Source organism: Listeria immobilis (genome assembly GCF_014322845.1).
GTDB classification, from domain to species: domain Bacteria; phylum Bacillota; class Bacilli; order Lactobacillales; family Listeriaceae; genus Listeria; species Listeria immobilis.
In genome coordinates, this window is the sequence record NZ_JAASUA010000001.1 from 140,314 (window position 1) to 164,024 (window position 23,711).

The window sequence follows — 23,711 nt, forward strand, 5'->3', positions numbered from 1 at the left end:
CAACACTTTGCCAGATGAAACTTTTTTACTCGTTCGATAACGAGTTATAAGGGACGTCTGGCTTTTATAAATTTGGAAAAAGGGGTGTTATTCGGAATGACAGCTAAAGAAGAAGAAAAACAAGAACGATTTCAGCTGCTAATGGCACAAATTGGCTTAGAAAACGAGTCCGCCTATGAGGAATTTACAAAAGAAGCAAAAATAGAAAAATTAGTTGCTGATAAAAAAAATAAAACTTGGCAATTTCATTTACATGTCCCGCAAATTTTCCCAGCAGCACTTTTTCATATGATGGATGTTGGTATGAAAAGAGCTTTTAGTCAAATAGCTACAACTGAAATGCAAATAGTCCCTCAAAACCAATCCATCAATGAAAAGCTTATTCAAGACTATTGGAATTTGATTGTTGAGCCAATTTGCAAACAATCTCCTATGATTGGAAACTTGCTATTAGAGCAAAAACCAACCTTTAAAGAACCGCATTTTATTGAAATTGCCGTTCATAATGACATGGAAGAAACAACTATTCAACAAAGATTCCAAGCAAAAATCATCGAAAGTTATGGAAATGCTGGATTTCCGCGTTTAGCGCTTAAAACACATATTTTAGATCAATCAGAAACAGAGGAATATAAAGCTTTCGCACAGGCCAAACAAGAAGAAGATCAAAAAAAAGCAGCCGAAGCCGTTCAAGTGATGCAAAAACGACAAGTGGAAGCGCAAAATGGCAATACAGCAGCTGCACCACTTTCTGGTCCATTCCAAGTTGGCTATAAAATTAAAGATGACGAAGAAATTAAACGACTTGGAGATGTATATGACGAAGAACGTCGCATTACAGTCCAAGGTTTCATTTTTGCAACTGAAATTAGAGAACTCCGTAGTGGTCGTAGTCTGTTACAATTTAAAATTACAGATTACACTAGTTCGATGATTATAAAGATGTTTTCTCGTGATAATGAAGATGCAGCCATGTTTCAGAATTTGAAAAAAGGCATGTGGGTTAAGGTTCGCGGTAGTGTCCAAAACGATACATTTGTCCGTGACTTAATTATGATGGCACAAGATATTAACGAAATCGCCGGAGTGAAACGTCTCGATAAGGCCGAAGAAAAAAGAGCAGAACTACATCTGCATTCCCCAATGAGCCAAATGGATGCTACCTCCTCTGTTGATTCGCTATTTAAACAAGCAGCAGACTGGGGCCACAAAGCAATTGCGATTACAGATCATTCTGTGGCGCAATCTTTCCCAGATGCCTATGGAGCAGGGCAAAAATATGGTCTAAAAGTCATTTTTGGTATCGAAGCAAATTTAATTGATGACGGAGTACCTATTGCCTATAACGACCAACATATTTTACTAAAAGATGCTACTTATTGTGTATTTGATGTGGAAACAACTGGTTTATCGGCAGTGTACGATACGATTATTGAATTAGCTGGCGTAAAAATGAAAAATGGTGAAATTATTGATAAATTTGAAGCTTTTATTGATCCAGGTCATCCACTATCGGCAACTACCATTAATTTAACAGGTATTACGGATGATATGGTAAAAGGCTCTGATCCAATGGATGTTGTGCTTAAGCGTTTCAAGGAATGGAGTGCAGATGATATACTAGTTGCCCATAACGCTTCTTTTGATATGGGATTTATTAATACCGCTTATGAAAAAGCAGGCATACCAAAAGCTGAAAATGCGGTAATTGATACACTTGAACTAGCACGTTTTCTATACCCACATTTCAAAAATCATCGTTTAAACACCTTAACGAAAAAGTTCAATATTATTTTAGAACAACATCACCGAGCTGTTTTTGATGCAGAAGCTACTGCCTATTTAGGTTGGAAATTAATTAAAGATGCCAAAGAGATGCATAATATTGATTACCATGATTCTTTAAATGATTACATGGGAGAAGGCGATGCATATAAACGTGCAAGACCTTTCCACGCAACGATTTATGCTCAAACTGCTGTAGGTTTAAAAAATCTATTTAAATTAATTACGATGTCAAATATTAATTATTTTTATCGTGTTCCGCGTATTCCTCGCTCACAACTAAAAAAACTTCGAGAAGGTTTAATTATCGGAACAGCTTGTAGCCAAGGGGAATTATTTGAAGCAATGATGCAAAAAGGAATGCAGGCAGCTGAAAAAGTAGCGGAATTCTATGACTTTATTGAAGTGCAACCAAAACCAGTATATGCACCATTAATTGAGCGAGAACTTGTTCGTGATGAAAAAGCATTGGAAGAAATTTTAAAAAATATTGTTCGTGTTGGTGAAAAAACAGGAAAACCTGTTGTTGCAACTGGTAATGTACACTATAAAGATCCTGTAGATAAAATTTACCGTAAAATTTTAATTCACTCACAGGGCGGAGCAAATCCATTAAATCGTGCTGAATTGCCAGATGTTCATTTTCGTTCAACCGATGAAATGTTAAAAGAATTTGCTTTTCTTGGTGAAGATAAAGCAAAAGAAATTGTAGTTACAAATTCTAATTTAGTAGTCGATTGGATGGAAGAGTTAAAACCAATTAAAGATGAATTGTATACTCCAAAAATTGATGGAGCAGAAGATGAAGTTCGTAATATGAGCTACAATATGGCCCACCAATTATATGGCGAAAATTTACCAGAAATTGTCGAAGCAAGACTCGAAAAAGAATTAAAAAGTATTATTGGCCATGGTTTCGCGGTTATTTATCTAATTTCACATAAGTTAGTTAAAAAATCATTGGTAGATGGTTATTTAGTTGGTTCACGTGGATCAGTTGGTTCTTCCTTTGTTGCCACGATGACAGAAATCACAGAAGTAAATCCATTACCACCGCATTATCTCTGTCCGAATTGTAAAGCCTCAGAATTTTTTGATGATGGTTCGATTGGTTCAGGATTTGACCTACCTGATAAAGACTGCCCGCATTGCGGAACAACCTACCAAAAAGAAGGGCAAGATATCCCGTTTGAAACATTCTTAGGATTTAAAGGTGATAAAGTACCCGATATTGATTTAAACTTTTCTGGTGATTATCAACCAGTCGCCCATGCCTACACAAAAGAAATTTTTGGAGAAGATTATGTTTTTCGTGCTGGGACCATTGGTACGGTGGCAGAAAAGACAGCATTTGGTTATGTTCGTAACTATGAACGAGATATGAATATGACAATTCGAGGAGCGGAAATTGACCGCCTTGTAGCCGGCTGTACAGGGGTTAAAAGAACAACCGGGCAACATCCAGGGGGGATTATTGTTATTCCAGATTATATGGATGTATATGATTTCACGCCAGTACAATTTCCCGCCGATGCAACAGATTCAGAATGGAAGACAACTCACTTTGATTTCCATTCTATTCACGATAATGTTTTAAAATTAGATATACTTGGACACGATGATCCGACCGCTATCCGAATGTTGCAGGATTTAAGCGGTATTGATCCTAAAACTATCCCAACAGATGATCCCGATGTGATGAAACTATTTGGTTCTACTGAATCGCTAGGTGTCAAACCAGCAGATATTGATTCTAAAACTGGAACGCTAGGTATACCTGAATTTGGGACACGTTTTGTACGTCAAATGCTTGAACAAACCAAACCAACCACGTTTTCTGAGTTAGTCCAAATTTCCGGACTTTCTCATGGTACAGATGTTTGGCTTGGAAATGCCGAAGAACTAATAAAGAATAAGACTTGTGAGCTGCCAGATGTAATTGGATGTCGTGATGATATTATGGTATTCCTAATTTATCAAGGTCTAGAAAGTTCCTTAGCCTTCAAAATTATGGAATCTGTCCGTAAAGGGAAAGGCTTAACAGAAGAAATGGAAGAAGCAATGATGGAAAATAAAGTGCCAATTTGGTACATTGAATCTTGTAAAAAAATCAAATATATGTTCCCGAAAGCCCATGCGGCAGCTTATGTGCTTATGGCAGTGCGTATCGCCTACTTTAAAGTACATCATCCGTTGTTCTTCTATGCCACTTATTTCACTGTTCGTGCGGATGATTTTGATTTAACTTCGATGGTAAACGGAAAAGAAGCCGTAAAAGCGACAATGAAAGAAATCAATGATAAAGGAATGGAAGCTTCTACAAAAGAAAAAAATCTATTAACAGTTTTAGAAATCGCTAACGAAATGCTAGCTCGCGGTTTCCATTTCCAAAAAGTAGATTTGTATAAGTCTTCCGCTGATGAATTTATTATTGATGGCGACTCCCTTATCCCGCCGTTTAATGCGATTCCAAGTCTTGGAACCAACGTAGCGAAACAAATTGTAGCAGCTCGTGAAAACGGGGAATTTTTATCCAAAGAAGATTTGCAGCAACGTGGGAAAGTCTCTAAAACAATTATTCAATATATGGATGATCAAGGATGTTTAGAAGGACTGCCAGATCAAAACCAATTATCACTATTCTAAAATGGAGCAAAACTTGCTTGTAGTCACAATTTGTGATAAACTTATTTAAGAAATACTACGATAACTCAGCCAAGCGTGGGCCAATGCCCACGCTTTCGTTTTGCAAATCTGTCAAAGAGTCACCTATGGCAGGAATAGAGACGAATTAGCTGGAAAAGCGTATCTCTTAAGGAGGCTGAAATGAGTAAAGTACTAGATCAAGTAGAAGCAATTGTTGCACCGATTACGGACGAACTTCATTTGGAGCTAGTAGACATTGCCTTTGAAAAAGAAGGTCCAAACTGGTTTTTGCGAATTTTTATCGATAAAGATGGTGGCGTAGATATTGATGAATGTGCGGTTGTCAGCGAAAAAGTCAGTGAAAAAATGGATGAATCAGATCCAATTACCCAAAATTATTTTTTAGAAGTTTCCTCTCCAGGGGCTGAACGTCCACTGAAGAAAGAGCAAGATTTTGTTAATGCAGTATCTAAATATGTCCATGTTACTTCTTATGAGCCAATTGATGGTCGTAAAATGTGGGAAGGTACTTTAGAAAGTTATGATGGAGAAACGCTGGTCATTACTATTACAGATAAAACACGCAAAATCACTTGTGAAATTCCTAAAGAAAAAGTAGCAAAAGCAAGGTTAGCAATTCAATTTTAAAAAGTGAATAAGGAGTTGAATCAAAAATGAGCACAGAATTATTAGATGCTCTTCATGTGTTAGAACATGATAAAGGTATTTCAAGAGAGGTATTAGTGGAAGCGATTGAAGCCGCTCTTACTTCTGCATACAAACGAAATTTTAAAGATGCTCAAAACGTTCGTGTAGATTTAAATATGGAAAATGGTTCTATCCGAGTTTTAGCAAGAAAAGAAGCAGTAGAACAAGTATTTGATTCTCGTCTTGAAATTTCGATGGAAGAAGCACATAAAATCAATCCAGTTTATCAACCTGGTGATGTAGTGGAGCTTGAAGTGACACCGAAAGATTTTGGCCGAATTGCTGCACAGACAGCAAAACAAGTTGTTACCCAACGAGTTCGTGAAGCAGAACGCGGTATTATTTACGATGAATTTATCGACCGTGAAGATGATATTATGACTGGTATTGTAGAACGTCAAGATTCTCGTTTTATTTATGTAAATCTAGGTAAAATCGAAGCTATTTTATCTCAAAACGAGCAAATGCCAAACGAAACATACCACGCACATGATCGTATTAAAGTTTATTTAACTAAAGTAGAAAAAACAACAAAAGGACCGCAAATTTTTGTATCCCGTACGCACCCTGGACTTTTAAAACGCCTTTTCGAAATGGAAGTTCCAGAAATTTATGATGGTGTTGTGGAAATTAAATCCGTTGCACGTGAAGCAGGAGATCGCTCTAAAATCTCTGTTTATACAGCTAATGAAGAAGTAGATCCTGTTGGTGCATGTGTTGGACCTAAAGGCGCACGTGTTCAAACCATCGTTAATGAACTAAAAGGAGAAAAAATCGATATTGTTGAATGGTCAGAGGATCCTTTCACTTTTGTTGCCAATGCACTTAGCCCTTCCAAGGTATTAGATGTTATTGTAAACGAAGCAGACCAAGCAACAACAGTTATCGTACCAGATTACCAACTATCCTTAGCAATTGGTAAACGTGGTCAAAATGCCCGTTTAGCAGCGAAATTAACTGGTTGGAAAATTGATATTAAAAGTGAAACAGTTGCAACTGAACTAGGAATCTATCCTCGTAATAACGAAGAAATGACTCCGGTAGAAGAAGTAGAGAGCGAAACTTTTACAGAAGATGAAGAGTAAAAAGGAGAATTATCATGCGTAATAAAAAAATCCCCCTTCGAAAATGTATTATTACCGGTGAACGCTTGCCAAAAGGCGAACTTCTTCGTATTGCGTATTCGAAAGACGGAGCGCTAACGATTGATCCTACAGGCAAAGCACCTGGACGCGGCTTTTATATCGTTAAAAATGTAGAAGCATGCAAAAAAGCAAAAAAGAAAAACGCTATCTTTCATCAACTAAAAATGCCAGAACAAGAGGCCTTTTACGACGAGCTAATTGATTACGTAAAGTCTCTCGAGGAACCTACTAATGGATAAAAAAGCACTTTCCTTATTAGGCCTTGCAAATCGAGCACGGAAAATTACAACTGGTGAAGAATTAGTATTAAAAGCAGTTAGAAATGGGAAAGCAAAAATGGTTCTCATTTCAGAAGATATATCCGAAAAAACTGAGAAAACAATCCGCAACAAGTGTGAATATTATAATGTTGTCGTGAAACAAGCCGGTACCCGGGAAATGATTGGGGGTGCAATCGGCAAAGATACACGTGCAATAGTTGCCATACTTGATAAAGGATTTGCTGTTAAATTAGCAGAATTACTCGGTTGAATCTTATACGGAGGTGTACGACATGAGTAAAGTTCGTGTATATGAATATGCAAAAGAACATCAAGTATCAAGTAAAAAAGTTATTGAAGCTCTTCAAGGTTTAGGTATTGAAGTGGCGAATCATATGTCCACTATTAATGAGAACGCCTTAAGACAATTAGATAAAGCCGTTGATGGCACAAATAAAAAAGCCGAAGCACCTAAGAAAGAAACAACTAGCAATGAAAATGGAAATAGTAAGGGGCCAAACAAACCAAATATGACAAATAGTAATGAAAAATCGAATAAACCAAATACAAATAAACCAGCAGGACAAAATACAAAACCTGCAGCGGGTAACAAAAGCCAAGGTGCAAAACCAGCGTCAACCAAACCGGCAAGTACATCTAATCAAACACAAACTGGTGGACAGAAACGCAATAATAATAACAATCGTCCAGGTGGTGGAAACTCTAACCGTCCAGGCGGTAACAATCGTCCTAATCGTGGTGGGAATTTTAATAACAAAGGACGGAACACCAAGAAAAAAGGTAAATTAAACCATAGTACTGTTCCACCAACTCCACCAAAACCAAAAGAACTTCCTGAAAAAATTGTTTTCAGCGAATCTTTAACAGTTGCAGAACTGGCAAAGAAATTATATAGAGAACCATCTGAACTAATCAAAAAATTATTTATGCTTGGTGTTGTAGCAACAATCAACCAATCATTAGATAAAGATGCAATTGAACTTATTTGTTCCGACTATGGTGTAGCCGTAGAAGAAGAAATTAAAGTCGATGTAACCGATTTAGATGTTTACTTCGAGAATGAATTGAATGAAGCAATTGATGAATCAAAACTTATGGAACGCCCACCAGTAGTTACTATCATGGGACACGTTGACCATGGTAAAACAACCTTACTAGATTCCCTTCGTAATACTAAAGTGACTCTTGGAGAAGCTGGCGGGATTACGCAACATATCGGTGCATATCAATTAGAAATTCATGATAAAAAAATCACTTTCCTTGATACACCTGGACATGCGGCATTTACCGCAATGCGTGCTCGTGGTGCGCAAATCACAGATATTACTATTTTAGTTGTTGCGGCGGATGATGGTGTTATGCCACAAACAATCGAAGCAATCAATCACGCAAAAGCAGCTGGTATGCCAATTATTGTTGCTGTAAACAAAATTGATAAACCACAAGCAAATCCAGACCGCGTAATGCAAGAATTAACCGAATATGAATTAGTGCCCGAAGCATGGGGCGGCGATACTATTTTCGCACCTATTTCCGCTAAATTCGGTGAAGGTTTAGAAAACTTATTAGATATGATTTTACTTGTATCTGAAGTAGAAGAGTTAAAAGCAAATCCAGATCGTCGTGCCATTGGTTCTGTTATTGAAGCAGAACTTGATAAAGGGCGTGGTCCAGTTGCTACATTACTAGTACAAGATGGAACATTAAATATTGGTGATCCAATTGTTGTTGGTAACACATTTGGTCGTGTCCGTGCAATGGTCAATGATTTAGGTCGTCGCGTGAAAAAAGTCGGACCAAGCACACCGGTTGAAATTACTGGTTTAAATGATGTACCTCAAGCTGGCGATCGTTTTGTTGTTTTTGAAGATGAAAAAACAGCGAGAAATATTGGTGAAACTCGTGCCAGTCGTGCCTTAGTAGCGCAACGTTCGGCAACCAATCGTGTAAGTTTGGATAACTTATTTGAACATATGAAGGCTGGCGAAATGAAAGAAGTTAACGTTATTATTAAAGCAGACGTACAAGGATCTGTAGAAGCACTCGCTGCATCGCTTCGTAAAATTGATGTCGAAGGTGTTAACGTTAAAATTATTCATACTGCCGTGGGTGCAATCAATGAATCAGATATTACTCTAGCGGCAGCTTCTAATGCGATTGTTATTGGATTTAACGTTCGTCCAACAGCACAAGCACGTGAAGCCGCAGAAAATGAAAGTGTAGATATTCGTCTACATCGTGTTATCTATAAGGCGATTGATGAAATCGAAGCAGCAATGAAAGGAATGCTTGATCCAGAATTCCAAGAAAAAATTATCGGTCAAGCACAAGTGCGCCAAACAATCAATGTTTCTAAAGTGGGGACAATTGCTGGCTGTTACGTAACAGATGGTAAAATTACTCGTGATAGTGGCGTCCGTATTATCCGTGATGGAATCGTTGTTTTCGAAGGTGAAATTGCTACACTAAAACGCTTTAAAGATGATGCGAAAGAAGTAGCAAAAGGTTATGAATGTGGTATTACAGTACAAAACTTCAATGATATTAAAGAAGACGATGTAATTGAAGCGTACGTTATGGAAGAAATAGAAAGAAAATGATTCAATCAGTCATTAGTGAATTTTTCATGCAGGAACCACAAAACCTCAAAGAAAAACGCGCTATACTGAAACGGATTTTAACGAGAGCAAAACAAAAATTCAATATCTCTATTGCCGAAACGGATTATCAGGATTTATGGCAGCGAGCTGAAATTAGCTTTGCTGTCGTATCTGCCTCGCACATCCAAGCTGAAAAAGAAGCGAGGGAAGTACTTGCTTTTCTAGATTCTTTTCCAGAATGGGAGCGAGCCGAGACAGTAATGGAGAAGTTATAAAAAGAGGTGAATACACTTGAACGTAAGAGCAAATCGTGTCAGTGAGCAAATGAAAAAAGAATTGGGCGATATTTTAAATCGCAAAATTAAAGACCCGCGCTTAGGGTTTGTGACTGTAACTGGAGTAGATGTTACTGGTGACTTACAAGAAGCTAAGGTGTTCATTTCCATTCTTGGTACCGATAAGGAGAAAGAAAATACATTACTTGCACTTGCAAAAGCGCATGGCTTTATCCGCTCAGAAATCGGTCGCCGTATTCGACTTCGTAAAGTTCCAGAAATGTCTTTTGAAATAGATAATTCCATCGCTTACGGAAATCGAATCGATGAATTGCTTCGTGACTTAAATAACGATCAATAATAAATAAAAGTTTAAGGCAATCCCTTTATCTTCTCATTCAAACGGGATGTAAGCGGAAATTGTCTTAAACTTTTTTTGTTAGAAGGAGGAGCCGGATGAACGGAATTATCCCACTGTGGAAAGAACGTGGAATGACAAGTCATGATTGCGTTTTTAAATTAAGAAAAATTTTACATACAAAAAAAGTTGGCCATACTGGTACACTGGATCCTGAAGTAGAAGGTGTACTCCCAGTTTGTGTTGGACGTGCGACAAAACTCGCGGAATATGTAACGGATGAAGGGAAAGTTTATGTAGCCGAAATCACGATAGGTAAATCAACTACTACAGAAGATGCTACTGGTGAGACGGTTGAAACCAAAGAGCTAACAGAAATCACGGCCGAAGCACTTCAAGTTGCATTAACAAAACTTACTGGAAAAATCACCCAAATTCCACCAATGTTTTCAGCTGTCAAAGTTAATGGTAAGAAATTGTATGAATATGCAAGAGCGGGAATAGAGGTTGAACGTCCATCCAGACAAGTGGATATTTATTCATTAACCCGCTTAGATGGCGCCACTCCGCTAAATGAAGCAAATCCGACTTTCCGTTTAGAAATCGCATGTGGCAAAGGAACGTATATTCGCACGCTTGCTGTCATGATTGGCGAACTGTTAGGGTATCCTGCGCATATGTCTAAGTTAGAGCGAGTACAAAGCGGCTTTTTCAAAAAAGAAGATTGCCTAACCCTGATAGAAGTGGAAGAAAAGTTTCAAAAGAATGAAAATGATTTTTTATATCCGCTTGAAAAAGGGATTGAATCAATGGCAAAACTAGTCATTGATGAGGAAGTGCATAGCAAAGTTTTAAATGGCGGATTATTACCAGAATCTTTATTTATGACAGTAGAAAATGAACCTCGTGTTGCGCTTATTTTTAAAGAAAAATTAACTGCAATTTACAAACCGCATCCAGAGAAAAAAGACATTTGGAAGCCAGAAAAAGTCATTGAATTAAATCAAGCATAGTAATTGCGACTGCAACTTTCTTATATTATGATATTAAAGGAATTCAAATTTAGAGGAGAAGTGGCAAAAAATGAAGACGATATACTTGCATCATCCGCTTACAACGGATGAGTGGACAGACGTAAAAAAAGTAATGGCGCTTGGCTTCTTTGATGGCGTGCATTTAGGGCATCAAGCGGTCATTAAACAAGCAAAACAGATTGCTACACAAAAAGGACTTCAAACAGCGGTTTTAACGTTTGATCCGCACCCATCTGTCGTTTTAAGCAATATCCGAAAACAAGTAAAATATCTAACCCCACTGGAAGATAAAGCAGAAAAAATGGCTGACCTTGGTGTTGATATTATGTATGTAGTTCGCTTTACTACACAGTTTTCCGAATTATCTCCGCAAGCATTTGTTGATAAATACCTCGTTGCCTTGAATGTAGAACATGTTGTTGCTGGCTTTGATTATTCTTATGGTAAAAAAGGGGAAGGAAAAATGACCAATTTAGAAAGTTATGCAAATGGTCGTTTTGAAGTTACTATCGTGGATAAACAAACCGCATCTAGTGATAAGATAAGCTCGACTAATATTAGACGAGCAATTACAGAAGGTGAATTGGAAGAGGCAAATCAGTTATTAGGCTATCCCTATACAACGAAAGGGACAGTAATTCATGGAGATAAACGTGGTAGAACAATTGGATTTCCAACAGCGAACATTCTTGTTAATGAAGATTATTTGATTCCAAAACTTGGGGTATACGCAGTGAAATTCCGTGTTAATGGGGAAACTCATCTGGGAATGGCAAGTATCGGCTATAATATTACATTTAAGGATGATCAAGCATTATCTATTGAGGTTTATATTTTAGATTTCCACCGCGAAATTTACGGCGAAGAAGCTGAAATTGAATGGTTTCAATTTTTCCGACCAGAACTTAAGTTTAATGGAGTAGAAGGTTTGATTACTCAATTAGAAAAAGACGAGCAAGATACAAGAGCATTTTTTGCTGATTTAGAGGATTAAACTACTATTTCTACTTGCTTTTGAGCGTTAAATAGTGTATCTTTAAATCTGTACGAACAGAACCATTACTTGGCTTTTTGCGAGTCACCGACGCTAGGCTCAGTAATTGGGGATATTTTAGAAGGAGGTGGAAAGAAATGGCTTTAACTCAAGAACGCAAAAATGAAATTATTGCAGAGTACCGTGTCCATGATACAGATACTGGTTCACCAGAAGTACAAATCGCTGTATTAACTGCTGAAATCAATAGCTTAAATGAACACGTTCGCGTACACAAAAAAGATCATCACTCTTACCGTGGATTAATGAAGATGGTAGGTCACCGTCGTAACTTATTAACTTACCTACGTAAAAAAGATGTTCAACGTTACCGCGAACTTATCAAACGTTTAGGTTTACGTCGATAAAAACCAGACGAAAGCGGGATACCAAAAGTTCCCGCTTTTTTTTGAGTAATAAGTATGCCAAATTTTGGAAAACACGGCGAAGAAATGAAACTTTATCGCATGAATCCAAAAACGTGTTAAGAAAATCGCTTGTTCGTAACAGGTTTTTGGATTCATGTGTGCTTTAGAAATTCTAAAGTGTGCGTGAACATTATTATGCATGGTAAAGTTTCTGGTTCGTGTTTCCTCACAAAAGGAGATTAAATTATGTCTGAAAAACAAGTATTTTCAACAGAATGGGCAGGTAAAACGTTATCTGTCGAAGTAGGTCAATTAGCAAAACAAGCAAGTGGAGCAGCATTAATTCGTTACGGGGATACAGTTGTTTTAACAGCAGCAGTAGGTTCCAAAAAACCACGTCCAGGCGACTTTTTCCCACTAACTGTTAACTATGAAGAAAAAATGTACTCTGTCGGGAAAGTTCCCGGTGGCTTCTTAAAACGTGAAGGACGTCCAAGTGATCGTGCAACATTAACAGCACGTTTGATTGACCGTCCAATTCGCCCACTATTTGCGGAAGGTTTCCGTAATGAAGTACAAATCACATCCACTGTTTTTAGTGTGGATCAAGATTGTTCTCCAGAAATGGCAGCAATGCTAGGGTCTTCTGTGGCTCTTGTAATCTCTGACATTCCGTTTGAAGGTCCTATTGCTGGTGTAGATGTTGGTCGTATCGACGGGAAATACGTTATTAACCCAACAATCGAGCAAGCAGAAAAAAGTGATATTAGCTTAACTGTTGCAGGGACTTATGATGCAATCAACATGGTAGAAGCTGGAGCAAAAGAAGTATCAGAAGAAGCAATGCTTGAAGCAATTATGTTTGGTCATGAAGAAATTAAACGTCTTTGTGAATTCCAACAACAAATTATTGCTGCCGTTGGAAAAGAAAAGCGCGAAATTGAATTATTTGTAAGTGATCCAGAACTTGAAGCAGAAGTAAAAGCAGCAAGTGAAGGGAAAATGAAAGCAGCAATCAAAACAGAAGAGAAAAAAGCCCGTGAAGCTGCTATTGAAGAAGTAAAAGAAGAAATTTTAGAAAGCTATAAAGCGAAGGAATTAGAAAACGAAGCAGAAATTCTTGGTGAAGTAGCACATATTCTAGAAATGATTGAAAAAGATGAAATGCGTCGTCTTATTTCTCAAGATAAAATTCGTCCAGATGGTCGTAAAGTAAACGAAATTCGTCCGCTTTCTTCTGAAGTTGGTTTACTTCCACGTGTCCATGGCTCTGGTTTATTTACTCGTGGCCAAACGCAAGCATTAAGTGTATGTACGCTTGCACCTTTACGTGAACATCAAATTATTGATGGTCTAGGAACCGAAGAATACAAACGCTTTATGCATCATTATAACTTCCCACAATTTAGTGTTGGTGAAACTGGTCCTCGTCGTGCGCCAGGTCGTCGTGAAATTGGTCATGGTGCTTTAGGTGAACGTGCTTTACAATATGTAATTCCGTCCGAAGAGGATTTCCCATACACAATTCGTCTTGTATCAGAAGTACTTGAATCGAATGGTTCTAGTTCTCAAGCAAGTATTTGTGGCTCTACGCTTGCCATGCTTGATGCAGGTGTGCCAATTAAAGCGCCAGTTGCAGGTATCGCAATGGGACTTGTGAAACTTGGCGATGATTACACTATCCTTTCAGATATCCAAGGTATGGAAGATCACTTTGGCGACATGGATTTCAAAGTTGCAGGAACAAAAGATGGTATTACAGCACTTCAAATGGACATTAAAATTGACGGATTAAGCCGCCAAATTTTAGATGAAGCTTTAACACAAGCTAAAGAAGGCCGTTTACACATTCTTGACCATTTAACAAGTACAATTGATGCACCACGTGAAGAACTTTCAGCGTATGCACCAAAAATTATTACACTTAACATTAAACCAGAAAAAATTAAAGATGTTATTGGACCTGGTGGAAAACAAATCAATGCAATTATTGAAGAAACAGGCGTGAAAATTGATATTGAGCAAGATGGTACAGTTTATATTGCTTCTCAAGATCAAGCAATGAACCGTAAAGCAATTGCGATTATTGAAGATATCGTTCGCGAAGTTCAGGTAGGGGAAGTTTACACTGGTAAAGTTCGTCGTATTGAAAAATTTGGCGCATTTGTTGAATTATTTAAAGGAACGGACGGTTTAGTTCATATCTCTGAATTAGCCCACGAACGTGTTGGAAAAGTAGAAGATATCCTAAAACTAGGGGATGAAGTGACTGTAAAAGTTATCGAAGTAGATCATCAAGGTCGTGTTAACTTGTCACGTAAAGTATTGCTTGAGAAAAAGGAACAACCAGAAGGCGATAAAAAGCCACAAGCAGAGAAAAAATACTATCCTAAAACAAAGAAACCAGAATCTAAATAATATAAAAAGGAAGTAGCGGATGAAAAGAGCTACTTCCTTTTTACGTATATCTAATAAGTGTTAATCACTCGATCTTGAAACTTTCGAAATCTAAAAACCAGAAGTAGCCCATTTTTAGGCTACTTCTGGTTTTTTTATCTGTTTTTAGGTCCATGCTTATAATGTTTTTTGATAATTTTTTGAATAACTTTTCGTTTATCTCGTTCTTGTCTAGCTAGTGCAGGACTATTTTTCCTTGCGTGATAAGCTAGTTCTTTTTGTAATTTTAGCCAGTTTTCATAATGTTGCATAGAAAGTGATCCTTCTGTTAATGCTTCTTGAACAGCACAGCCTGGTTCTTGTGTATGAGAACAATCATGAAAGCGACAATGCTCAGCTAATTCTTCCACATCAGAAAAAGTAGTATCCAAACCAGCTTGATTAAGACCAATCCCGAATTCTCTCATTCCAGGAGTATCAATGACAATCCAGCCATTTTCGAGTAAATGCATTTCTCGGTGTGTTGTAGTGTGCTTTCCTTTACTGTCATCTTCTCGAATACCAGCCGTTTTCATTAAAGTCTCGCCAGCAAGTGCATTAATAAAAGAGGACTTTCCCACACCTGATGAACCTAGTAATACTAGTGTGCTACAAGGCTTTAAATCACGTTCTAACGCTTCAAAGCCTTTATGCGATAAATTATCCACATAATATGTTGGAACGCCGTAAGCAACAGTTTCTAGCTGCTTCGTATAGGAAGATAGGTCTGTAACTAAGTCTGCTTTTGTTAAAATGATAATTGGAGACGCGCCGCTATCCCAAGCAACTGTTAAATAACGCTCCAAACGATTTAAATTAAAATCATGATTTAAGCTCATTACAATTAGGGCATAATCAAAATTCGCTGCAATTAACTGCTCTTCAGAATCTTTATTCATTCGAGAAAAAACCGTTTTTCGCTGAAGGACTGAAATAATTTGAGCGGTTTGTGCCAAATCGATACTAACCTCAACAAAATCACCAACAGCAGGAAGGGAAGAAGACGATAATTCATAAAAATTTCCCCGTTTGAGACTAGCTAAAAATTCTCCTTGTTCAGTTATAACTCGACAAGAATCTCTAAAAACAGCAGTAACTCTACCATAATTGGAATTATTTCCTATCTTTTGCTCTTCAAAAAAACTTGTAAAACCATATTTTTCTAAAATCAATTTTTTCGCTCCTTTTTAGGTGGGAGCATTCTATAAATAAGATACCCCCGTATTATTTATGAGGTTTTCCATCTTTACAATTGCCATAAATCATCATCCTTTCTTGCTTAAATAATAACATAAAAATAGCTAGAACATAAGAGGGGATTAACCACTTTTTGTTCTAGCTATTTATTAGTTAATTTTGATGTGCTAAGATTTTTGCAATAGTTTCGTAATTCATATCACTCTTTAAGTTATACTTCCCATCACGAACATATTTTTCGTAATTATTATCTTTTAAGTATTTATCAAACTCAGAAGCACTCTTAATAATTCCATTAGCTTGTAATTCTTCACCAGCTTTGGAGGAAGGGTCTCCTTTAGATATTGTCAAAGTATAATTTTTTACTTGTTTAGCTTCTTCTGCTTTCTTTTTAGCGGCTTCATCAGCTGCTTTTTTAGCTTCATCGTCAGCTGCTTTATCAACTTCTTGCTGAGCTAATAATTTTTCATATTTTGTTTTCCAAGTGTTAGACTCATCTTTAGAAACTTTTTTTGTAGAATTGGTATTGGTTTCATCTGCTTTTGTTGGAGTCGAGAAAAACTGATCATAAACCAGTAAGACAACGGCAGATACTAAAAAACCTAATGCCAACATCCGTAAGTTCTTCTTCACAGATTAGGCTCCTCCTTTAATTTTAAAATTAATGTTTTAAATATTCTTCAATGATTTGTTCCACTTCTTCTTTAGGTAGGGAAGATTGTTCCGCAATATCTGATGTAACGATTCCAGAAGTATAAAGTGTAATCACTTGTTTTTTCATTAATTCACGAACTTTTGGACTTTCTGGAACTTGCTCAATTTGGATATCTGGGCTGTCCAATTTCATTGCCTTTTCCAATTCAGAGACACGTTTTTTTAGCTCGAAATTTTCTTGCATCCACTGAGAAGCAACGTCTTCCAGTTCTTTTTCTAATTGCTTATTATCTCCTTTTTGTAAGAACGAAATAACAAACAGTACGATAGCAGCAACTAATAAAATAATTATGACTGTGGTCATGGGTTTTATACACACCTCTCTTCCATAAACTCTACTACTAGTTATAGCATAATTTACTTTAAAACACCATCAGAAATCAAGTTTTGTAAAGAAAATAAAAAGAAAATGCATAGAGACCTTGCAACAACTGCATAAAAATGATATTATTATACAGGTTTAGTAAATAAATTCGTCAGTCGAGTTGGAGGGAAAACAATGCGCGTTAATATTACTTTAGAATGCACTGAATGCGGTGATCGTAATTATATCACTACTAAAAATAAGCGTGAAAATCCGGAACGTATTGAATTAAAAAAATATTGTCCAAGATTACGCCGTGTAACTTTACACCGCGAAACTAAGTAAGCAGCAGGATTTTCATTCTGTTGCTTTTTTTATTTTGTGAAAAAAGGAGATGTCGAGATGGAAGACAAGGGTCTAATCAGGGAAAAAGTTTTACGAAACCTGAACGATATAGATAAAGTAGAACATCGCGAACGATCTATCAAACTTGCAGAAAAATTATTTGAATTGCCAGAATGGAAAGAAGCAACAGTAATCGGCCTAACTTTGGCAAGACATCCAGAAATTGAAACAGAAACAATTATTTTACAAGCAAGAAAACATGGAAAAACGGTGCTTATTCCAAAAACATACTATCCAAGTAGAAATATGGAATTTAAAATGATGGATTCTGTATATCCGCTCGTACAATCTAAGTTTGGTATTTTAGAGCCAAATGATCTCACAGAGACGGTGACAAAGGATAAAATTGATTTATTAATAGTTCCAGGTGTTGTTTTTAATAAAGCTCATTACCGAATTGGTTTTGGTGGTGGATTTTATGATCGCTATTTAATGGATTTTAAAGGAGCAACTATCTCATTATGCTTTTATGAACAAAAGCGAGAATTTTTGCAAGAAAGCCATGATAAACCAGTTTCTATCCTCATTGAAGGATAAGTAAAAATAAATACATAGAAAATAGAGTGGATTGTTTACAACATCCATTTTTTTGCGTATAGTAGTAATTATAATTTGTAATGAAAGCAGGGAATTTTTTGAGCTTCCAAGAACAATATGTCTTCTGGCGCCTAACCAACTATTTCTTGGGTGTTGAAAAATACCGTTTAATCCATCTTCATGAGGAGAAACAAGAACTTTGGTTAGAAAATACTAGTCAGAAAAAACGACCAGTCATCCGTATTCAAATGAAAGAACTAAGTTGGGCTAATGTAGTAGATCGTGACGTTACCCATACAATGCATGTTTCTGAAAATCTTCGGAAACAGATGGGGCGTATTAAGTTGCCTCTAATTAATATTTATATAACTCCATTTGAACCAATGGGTGATATTTCGCCTTATTTTGGAAAGCCGCTTACTTCTCCAAATGAAAAAGTAAAGTTAGAGAATATTTTACTGGCAAATGAACAGATGAGAGAACATCTAGATGTATTAATTAAATCATTGGAACTACCAAAAGATGCTTTTATTCTTCCAGATGAAATAACAAAAGAACTAGTAGCAAAAGAGCGAGAACAAGTAATTACGTATATTACAACTAAAGTAAATGAAGAACAAAAAGTTGCTAGAAATTCAAAACCGACTGTCACTTATACATTCATCGGTCTGTTGATTGCTGCTTTTTTATGGGTTACTCTTCAAGGTGGTACTACAGATTCATTTAATTTAATTAAATGGGGAGGAAAATTTAATCCACTTATTTTTGCAGGTGAATGGTGGCGCTTTATTTCACCAATTTTTCTTCATAGTGGTTTGATACATTTAGCATCCAATGCCGTCATGCTCTATATTGTGGGCGCTTGGGCAGAACGTATTTATGGAAAATGGCGTTATGTGCTTATACTGCTTATAGGTGGTATTTGCGGTAATATTGCTAGTTTTGCTTTAAATATGAACTTATCTGTTGGAGCAAGTACAGCGGTGTTTGCTGTCATGGGCGCACTTTTATATTTAGTTGTTTTAAAACCAAATGTTTATGCAAAAACAATCGGTGTTAGTATTGCCTCTCTTGTAGCTGTAAACTTATTGTTAGACGTATTTTCTGCTCAAATTGACATAGCAGGACATATTGGCGGTTTAGTTGGTGGATTTTTACTTGCAGGTGCTTTGTCATTACCAAATCAATTTTTCCATTGGCGTCGTCTGGCGTATGGTATATCACTTGGTGGAGTAGCCATTTTATTTCTCTATTTTGGCTTCCAAAAAGGAACGCAACATTATGATCCAGCGCAAGCAAACTATGCAGTACAAAAGTATCTACAATCGGATAATAAGAAAGAAGCAACTAAAATCACAACAAGTTTAATTGAAAGTGGCAGTGCTGATGCTTATTCCTACACCTATGCAGCCTCAATTGCGTTACAAGATAAACAAATTAACACCGCTGAGGAAATGGCAAAGGAAGCTATTGAGTTAGATAAAGATTTACCAGAACCACATTATTATTTATCCGTTTGTTACCAAATAAAGGGTGATCACCTAAATGCACTCAAAGAAGCAGATATTGCTAAACAACTCTCGAATGATCCATTTTTCGATTCTTATTATGATAAGTTAAAAGAAACAAAAGAATAAGAGGTTTTTAATGTGAAAACAGTTTATGATGTTGCTCAATTGTTAAAGAAGCATGGCATTATTGTTTATTTAGGGAAGCGACAATATGACATTGAAATGATGGAATATGAAGTAACAGAACTTTTTAAACACAATATTTTGGATAGAGAAGTATTTGCTAATGCGAGAAGTATTCTAAAACAAGAGTTAATTAAAGAACAGCGAAAAAATAGTAGTTTAAACTAATATAACTATAAGGAGAACAGAAGTGATGAACAAAAAATTAATTGGTGTAGATTTAGGTGGGACAACAGCAAAATTAGCTATTTTAACAAAAGAAGGCGAAATAGAAGAAAAATGGACTATCGATACAAATATTGAAGACAAAGGTTCTCATATTGTAAAAGATATTGGCGATTCCATCAATCAAAAATTGACCGACTTACAACTCGATAATGATATATTTTATGGAATTGGCATGGGAACTCCTGGAACGGTTAACTATGATACTGGAACGGTTAAAGGAGCTTATAATCTTAACTGGGCAGAAGAGCAAAATGTAAGTGAAGATTTAGAAAAAATTACTGGCCTAAGCATTTCATTAGATAATGATGCTAACGTTGCAGCGCTAGGTGAACGCTGGAAAGGTGCGGGAGAAGGTGGTGCAAATGTTGTGTTTGTAACGCTTGGAACTGGTGTTGGAGGCGGCATTTTCGCAGAAGGAAAAATATTGCATGGTATTCGTGGTGCAGCTGGTGAAATTGGTCATGTAACAGTTGTTCCAGAAAATGGTTATGATTGTACTTGTGGTAAAAAAGGGTGCTTAGAAACTGTAGCATCTGCAACAGGAATCGTTCGAGTTGCAAAAGATTTAGCTAAGGAATATACAGGTGAATCAGACCTTAAAGAAGCAATCAAAAAAGATGAAAATATTACATCTAAATTAATTTTCGAATTAGCTGCTGAAGGAGACGCTTTAGCTAATGCTACAATTGATAAAATTTCTTTTTACTTAGCACTTGCACTTAGTCATATTGGTAACATGCTAAACCCAGAAAAGATAATTATTGGCGGTGGAGTTTCAGCGGCAGGAGATCAATTATTGACACCAGTCAGAAATTATTTTGAAACAATGGTATTTCCAGCAGTAAAAGAATCTACTAAATTATCTATTGCGACAAAAGGGAATGACGCTGGGGTAATCGGTGCTGCATGGTTAGCGATACCAACGGAAGATTAATACTACCTCTACAGCTACAATAATACTCCGTTATTGTAGCTTGTTTTTTGAAGTGTATCTTTCTATGAGAATTGTTTTAGCTTACTACGAAAAGGGTAAAATTTTAGCATAGAGAGATTGGAGGCAAAAGATGAAAAAATCAACTACATTTATGCTTATTGTTGTATCCATAGGCTTGATTTTTATCTCTTTTGGTTGCGTAAAAGAAAAAGAACCGCAAAAAAAGACTACAAAAGATGTTCAGGCTATTCAACTTAAAACGAAAGAATTTCAGCGTATAGTGGGCTGGTTATCAAAAGATTCGGTATTACTACAGACCAAAGTAAAAGGTATCAGTTATTTTAATGAAATAAATATCTATAATGGAAAAAAGCGTGCTATTTTTAATACAAAAGAACCTATCTCGGAAGTGCAAATCAGTCCAGATTATCGCAATATGCTCCTTTATTCTGCTAAGTCCAATAAAAAAGCGGTAATGCGAGTAATTGATTTAAGCGATGGAAAGATTATTGCTTCCAGAGAAACTAATCCACTTACAACTAATTTTTATTGGAATAATGAATCACCAGAGAAAATAATGTTAGTCGTTTATAGTCCGGAATGGGATTTTCATGTGGAAGATTGGGATTATACACTAAATCAGGTTAATAAAGTGGAGCTAACTTCTCCGTTTGTATCTTGGTATGGAGATAATTTAATAGTTTCCAATAACAAAGATAAGCCAGACGATGAATTAGGCAATTTGTATTTACAAGATATTAGAGATAATGCTTCAAAGAGTTTAATTGTAGCAAATATTATGCAATTTGCTGTACATGACAACGTGTTAATTACAATTGAAAAAGCTTCTGATGAAAAATTGTTATACGAGTTTAGAACTATTGGGTTTCAAAACTTTTACTCTTATAGCTCTGCACGAGAGTATGATGAGTTAGGCACTTTTATCCCTTATTTCGATGCGAATTTTGATAAAAATGCTTTCTTAACTTTTGAGCCATATGAGAGTGCAAAAATAAGTGGAAATCAAAATGAATATAAATTAGTAAAAGTTAATCCAACGACTAAAAAAGAGACTACGGTTTTAGATTTAATGGACAATCAGCCAATATTATCTTATGAAACAGGTGACTTGGTTCTTTATGGTTACTTATTTGATAAAGTAATAGATACTAAAACTGGCAAAATGTATAATCTGATAAATACGCCAACAAAATCATTTTAAACAACGAACTTCTATTTATTTAGGGTTTGTTGTTTTTTATTGTAAATTTTTTTGAAAATAAATAGCCGTTTTCTAAAAGAATTTGGCAATTATATTCTTCAGATATATTAGTAGTAGATGCACATTTAATCTTGGATGAACCATATTTTCTTGTGAAACTAGCTGGAATAGAAGCTTCTTTTGCATTCATAACTACTAGATTAAGTTCTGCAGAAGCCAAGTAATAATTTTGGATCATCTTTTCATATGCAATTTGTCTTTTAAAAATGGAAGCACTGCCAGTTACAATCAAAATAGTTATTAAAGCAATGAATATAGTAAAAGGAAGTGTAAATGCATTTTGTTTCATGGATGCTCCTTTAGTTGTGGCAAAGGGAATCGTGATGTATAGCGTGTTGTATTTGAAAAGTTTGCTTTTAAAATTAATTGATTTTCTTTTTTTATAAACTCCCATTCTTTGAGTTGTGTTAACAAAGGTTCATGTCCCTTACCGTCTACTTGTCTTCTTAGTAAATCATTAAATTTAGTATAGGTGATTTGTTTATCTTCTACTTGAAAAGTTAATTTCTCTTTATCAATTGTAATATTACTCGCATTTTCCCATTCTAATCGCATTTGCATTAAGAAAAGTTGCCATTCTGTTGTTTGATCTAAATTACTGAGTTCTATCGTTTTGCTATAGCACTGAAAAAAGAGCGGGACAAGGTAGCTAATGCTTAAAATTATTGTGATAGAAAGAATGGTTTCAAGAAGAGTAAAGGCAGGAGAAGTACCTCTACAAAGTACATTGTTCTTGCTGATTATTTTTTGCACAAATTTGAATACCTCCTTCTTCGTAAAAACTTTTTATTTGATTATCACTATAGATAACTGGGATATTTTTATGAAGTAATAATTCGCTATATTCAAATAGTTGCTGATATAGTATACTTTGTTCTTTTTCATGTTCAATTTGTTGGAAAATAGTCATGGAAAGCGGTAGTAAGAAACTACAAACTAAAGTGAATAATAATAGGGAAACCATACTCTCAACTAAAGAAAAACCATTAATTTTTCTCAATTCTAAATCGCCCCTTTCCAATTTGAAATATTAGTTTGTAGTTGTTAGAATTACCCAGCAATCGGACTGTAGTAAAGCGATTGATAGAACCATTTATGCTAGAGAAACGGAATTTTTCTGGTTTAGTATGATCAAGTTTTATTGATGGTGTTAGTGGCAATGTAAAAAGTAACTGATTTTTTGTTATAGCAGTTAATTGATTTTCCTGAGGAGAAAAGGTAATAGTAGTATCTTGACCGCTAGTAATAGCATTTAATTGGGCGTAGTAAATGGATGCTTTCACTTCTTCTAACAATTGTTCTTCGTTTAGTTTTGAAATAGTATTTGCTATTGGGAAGATAGTTAAATTAATCATTATCAGACTAATAGAGAGAACAAGTAACATTTCTATCAATGTAAAAGCATTAATTTTCATCGACTATCCGTTACATTTCCAGAACTATCAATTTTAATACTATTTCCATTCGGGCATGATTTTTGGTTGGATTTTAAGTAGCCTTCACTAACTAAATCATTAACAGATGGAATACTATTTTTCTCAAGTTGATAGGATTGAACTTGACCTTGTACCATAGAAACAAAAGCCTCGCACCCTTTATTATTAATAGATTTACTTTGAGAAACAATATTCGGTATAGTTAATAAGAGTAAAACACTAACAACTAATAAAACAATAAGCATTTCAACGAGTGTAAAGCCTCGCTCATCACGCCAATCAATTTTTCTTTTAAACATGTAAACGGCCTC

Annotated in this window: 26 protein-coding genes; 18 read left to right on the forward strand and 8 right to left on the reverse strand. The window is 35.9% G+C overall.

The window, feature by feature from the left end; all coding sequences use genetic code 11:
• Positions 1 to 96 precede the first annotated feature (96 nt).
• The 12 genes from HCJ45_RS00895 (at position 97) to pnp (ending at position 14,651) form a co-directional block, all read left to right on the forward strand.
• Positions 97 to 4,431 (forward strand): PolC-type DNA polymerase III, encoded by a 4,335-nt coding sequence (locus HCJ45_RS00895; RefSeq protein ID WP_187123747.1) that lies wholly within the window; start codon positions 97 to 99, stop codon positions 4,429 to 4,431.
• 180 nt (positions 4,432 to 4,611) lie between these two features.
• The gene (gene rimP / locus HCJ45_RS00900; protein WP_185349055.1) at positions 4,612 to 5,079 is read left to right on the forward strand and encodes a ribosome maturation factor RimP; all 468 of its coding nucleotides are present in this window, start codon (positions 4,612 to 4,614) and stop codon (positions 5,077 to 5,079) included.
• A 26-nt stretch (positions 5,080 to 5,105) separates the two neighbouring features.
• A complete protein-coding gene (gene nusA / locus HCJ45_RS00905; RefSeq protein WP_187123748.1) occupies positions 5,106 to 6,224 on the forward strand; it encodes a transcription termination factor NusA in 1,119 nt (372 codons plus the stop codon).
• 14 nt (positions 6,225 to 6,238) lie between these two features.
• A complete protein-coding gene (rnpM, locus tag HCJ45_RS00910) occupies positions 6,239 to 6,523 on the forward strand; it encodes an RNase P modulator RnpM (RefSeq protein WP_185349059.1) in 285 nt (94 codons plus the stop codon).
• Positions 6,516 to 6,815 (forward strand): YlxQ family RNA-binding protein, encoded by a 300-nt coding sequence (locus tag HCJ45_RS00915; RefSeq protein WP_185349061.1) that lies wholly within the window; start codon positions 6,516 to 6,518, stop codon positions 6,813 to 6,815. The genes rnpM and HCJ45_RS00915 overlap by 8 nt, the downstream gene beginning before the upstream one ends.
• A gap of 22 nt (positions 6,816 to 6,837) precedes the next feature.
• The gene (gene infB / locus HCJ45_RS00920; RefSeq protein WP_185349063.1) at positions 6,838 to 9,165 is read left to right on the forward strand and encodes a translation initiation factor IF-2; all 2,328 of its coding nucleotides are present in this window, start codon (positions 6,838 to 6,840) and stop codon (positions 9,163 to 9,165) included.
• Complete coding sequence (locus HCJ45_RS00925; RefSeq protein ID WP_185349064.1) at positions 9,162 to 9,440, forward strand: DUF503 domain-containing protein; 279 nt, start codon at positions 9,162 to 9,164, stop codon at positions 9,438 to 9,440. The genes infB and HCJ45_RS00925 overlap by 4 nt, the downstream gene beginning before the upstream one ends.
• A 16-nt stretch (positions 9,441 to 9,456) precedes the next feature.
• Entirely contained in the window at positions 9,457 to 9,801 is a 345-nt protein-coding gene (gene rbfA, locus HCJ45_RS00930) for a 30S ribosome-binding factor RbfA (protein WP_003719600.1), read from the forward strand.
• A 95-nt stretch (positions 9,802 to 9,896) separates the two neighbouring features.
• Positions 9,897 to 10,811, forward strand: coding sequence for a tRNA pseudouridine(55) synthase TruB (truB, locus tag HCJ45_RS00935; RefSeq protein ID WP_187123749.1), 915 nt, complete (start codon positions 9,897 to 9,899; stop codon positions 10,809 to 10,811).
• Between the two features lie 70 nt (positions 10,812 to 10,881).
• Entirely contained in the window at positions 10,882 to 11,826 is a 945-nt protein-coding gene (locus HCJ45_RS00940; RefSeq protein WP_187123750.1) for a bifunctional riboflavin kinase/FAD synthetase, read from the forward strand.
• Between the two features lie 137 nt (positions 11,827 to 11,963).
• A complete protein-coding gene (gene rpsO, locus HCJ45_RS00945) occupies positions 11,964 to 12,233 on the forward strand; it encodes a 30S ribosomal protein S15 (protein WP_003719603.1) in 270 nt (89 codons plus the stop codon).
• A gap of 246 nt (positions 12,234 to 12,479) precedes the next feature.
• Positions 12,480 to 14,651 (forward strand): polyribonucleotide nucleotidyltransferase, encoded by a 2,172-nt coding sequence (gene pnp, locus HCJ45_RS00950; protein WP_187123751.1) that lies wholly within the window; start codon positions 12,480 to 12,482, stop codon positions 14,649 to 14,651.
• A 134-nt stretch (positions 14,652 to 14,785) separates the two neighbouring features.
• On the opposite strand, the gene rsgA is transcribed toward pnp, so the two are convergent.
• The 3 genes from rsgA to HCJ45_RS00965 form a co-directional block, all read right to left on the reverse strand.
• Positions 14,786 to 15,841, reverse strand: coding sequence for a ribosome small subunit-dependent GTPase A (rsgA, locus tag HCJ45_RS00955; protein WP_187123752.1), 1,056 nt, complete (start codon positions 15,839 to 15,841; stop codon positions 14,786 to 14,788).
• Between the two features lie 178 nt (positions 15,842 to 16,019).
• Complete coding sequence (locus HCJ45_RS00960; protein WP_187123753.1) at positions 16,020 to 16,499, reverse strand: endolytic transglycosylase MltG; 480 nt, start codon at positions 16,497 to 16,499, stop codon at positions 16,020 to 16,022.
• A gap of 28 nt (positions 16,500 to 16,527) precedes the next feature.
• Positions 16,528 to 16,884 carry a hypothetical protein gene (locus HCJ45_RS00965; protein WP_185349076.1) on the reverse strand — a complete coding sequence of 119 codons (357 nt, stop codon included), beginning with the start codon at positions 16,882 to 16,884 and terminating at the stop codon, positions 16,528 to 16,530.
• A 195-nt stretch (positions 16,885 to 17,079) separates the two neighbouring features.
• Here HCJ45_RS00965 and rpmG point away from each other — a divergent pair, with 195 nt between their 5' ends.
• The 6 genes from rpmG to HCJ45_RS00995 all read left to right on the forward strand — a co-directional run bounded on the left by rpmG (position 17,080) and on the right by HCJ45_RS00995 (position 21,904).
• The gene (gene rpmG / locus HCJ45_RS00970; protein ID WP_003719608.1) at positions 17,080 to 17,229 is read left to right on the forward strand and encodes a 50S ribosomal protein L33; all 150 of its coding nucleotides are present in this window, start codon (positions 17,080 to 17,082) and stop codon (positions 17,227 to 17,229) included.
• A 57-nt stretch (positions 17,230 to 17,286) separates the two neighbouring features.
• Complete coding sequence (locus tag HCJ45_RS00975) at positions 17,287 to 17,826, forward strand: 5-formyltetrahydrofolate cyclo-ligase (protein WP_185349078.1); 540 nt, start codon at positions 17,287 to 17,289, stop codon at positions 17,824 to 17,826.
• 98 nt (positions 17,827 to 17,924) lie between these two features.
• On the forward strand, positions 17,925 to 19,463 hold the full coding sequence (locus tag HCJ45_RS00980; protein WP_187123754.1) for a rhomboid family intramembrane serine protease: 1,539 nt from the start codon (positions 17,925 to 17,927) through the stop codon (positions 19,461 to 19,463).
• A gap of 12 nt (positions 19,464 to 19,475) precedes the next feature.
• Positions 19,476 to 19,688 (forward strand): YqgQ family protein, encoded by a 213-nt coding sequence (locus HCJ45_RS00985; RefSeq protein ID WP_185349082.1) that lies wholly within the window; start codon positions 19,476 to 19,478, stop codon positions 19,686 to 19,688.
• 25 nt (positions 19,689 to 19,713) lie between these two features.
• A complete protein-coding gene (locus HCJ45_RS00990; protein WP_185349084.1) occupies positions 19,714 to 20,682 on the forward strand; it encodes an ROK family glucokinase in 969 nt (322 codons plus the stop codon).
• 130 nt (positions 20,683 to 20,812) lie between these two features.
• Positions 20,813 to 21,904: a YqgU-like beta propeller domain-containing protein gene (locus HCJ45_RS00995; protein ID WP_187123755.1), complete on the forward strand. Its 1,092-nt coding sequence runs from the start codon at positions 20,813 to 20,815 to the stop codon at positions 21,902 to 21,904.
• Between the two features lie 19 nt (positions 21,905 to 21,923).
• Here the strand turns inward: HCJ45_RS00995 and HCJ45_RS01000 are convergent, their stop codons facing one another.
• From HCJ45_RS01000 to comGC, 5 genes are read right to left on the reverse strand one after another with little or no spacing between them, the layout of a single operon-like run.
• Positions 21,924 to 22,253: a competence protein ComG gene (locus HCJ45_RS01000; protein ID WP_187123756.1), complete on the reverse strand. Its 330-nt coding sequence runs from the start codon at positions 22,251 to 22,253 to the stop codon at positions 21,924 to 21,926.
• Positions 22,250 to 22,717, reverse strand: coding sequence for a competence type IV pilus minor pilin ComGF (comGF, locus tag HCJ45_RS01005; protein WP_187123757.1), 468 nt, complete (start codon positions 22,715 to 22,717; stop codon positions 22,250 to 22,252). The genes HCJ45_RS01000 and comGF overlap by 4 nt, the downstream gene beginning before the upstream one ends.
• Positions 22,680 to 22,964 carry a competence type IV pilus minor pilin ComGE gene (gene comGE, locus HCJ45_RS01010; RefSeq protein ID WP_187123758.1) on the reverse strand — a complete coding sequence of 95 codons (285 nt, stop codon included), beginning with the start codon at positions 22,962 to 22,964 and terminating at the stop codon, positions 22,680 to 22,682. Before comGE ends, comGF begins: the two co-directional genes overlap by 38 nt.
• The gene (gene comGD / locus HCJ45_RS01015; protein ID WP_187123759.1) at positions 22,951 to 23,379 is read right to left on the reverse strand and encodes a competence type IV pilus minor pilin ComGD; all 429 of its coding nucleotides are present in this window, start codon (positions 23,377 to 23,379) and stop codon (positions 22,951 to 22,953) included. The genes comGE and comGD overlap by 14 nt, the downstream gene beginning before the upstream one ends.
• Positions 23,376 to 23,699 (reverse strand): competence type IV pilus major pilin ComGC, encoded by a 324-nt coding sequence (gene comGC, locus HCJ45_RS01020; RefSeq protein ID WP_187123760.1) that lies wholly within the window; start codon positions 23,697 to 23,699, stop codon positions 23,376 to 23,378. The genes comGD and comGC overlap by 4 nt, the downstream gene beginning before the upstream one ends.
• Positions 23,700 to 23,711 lie beyond the last annotated feature (12 nt).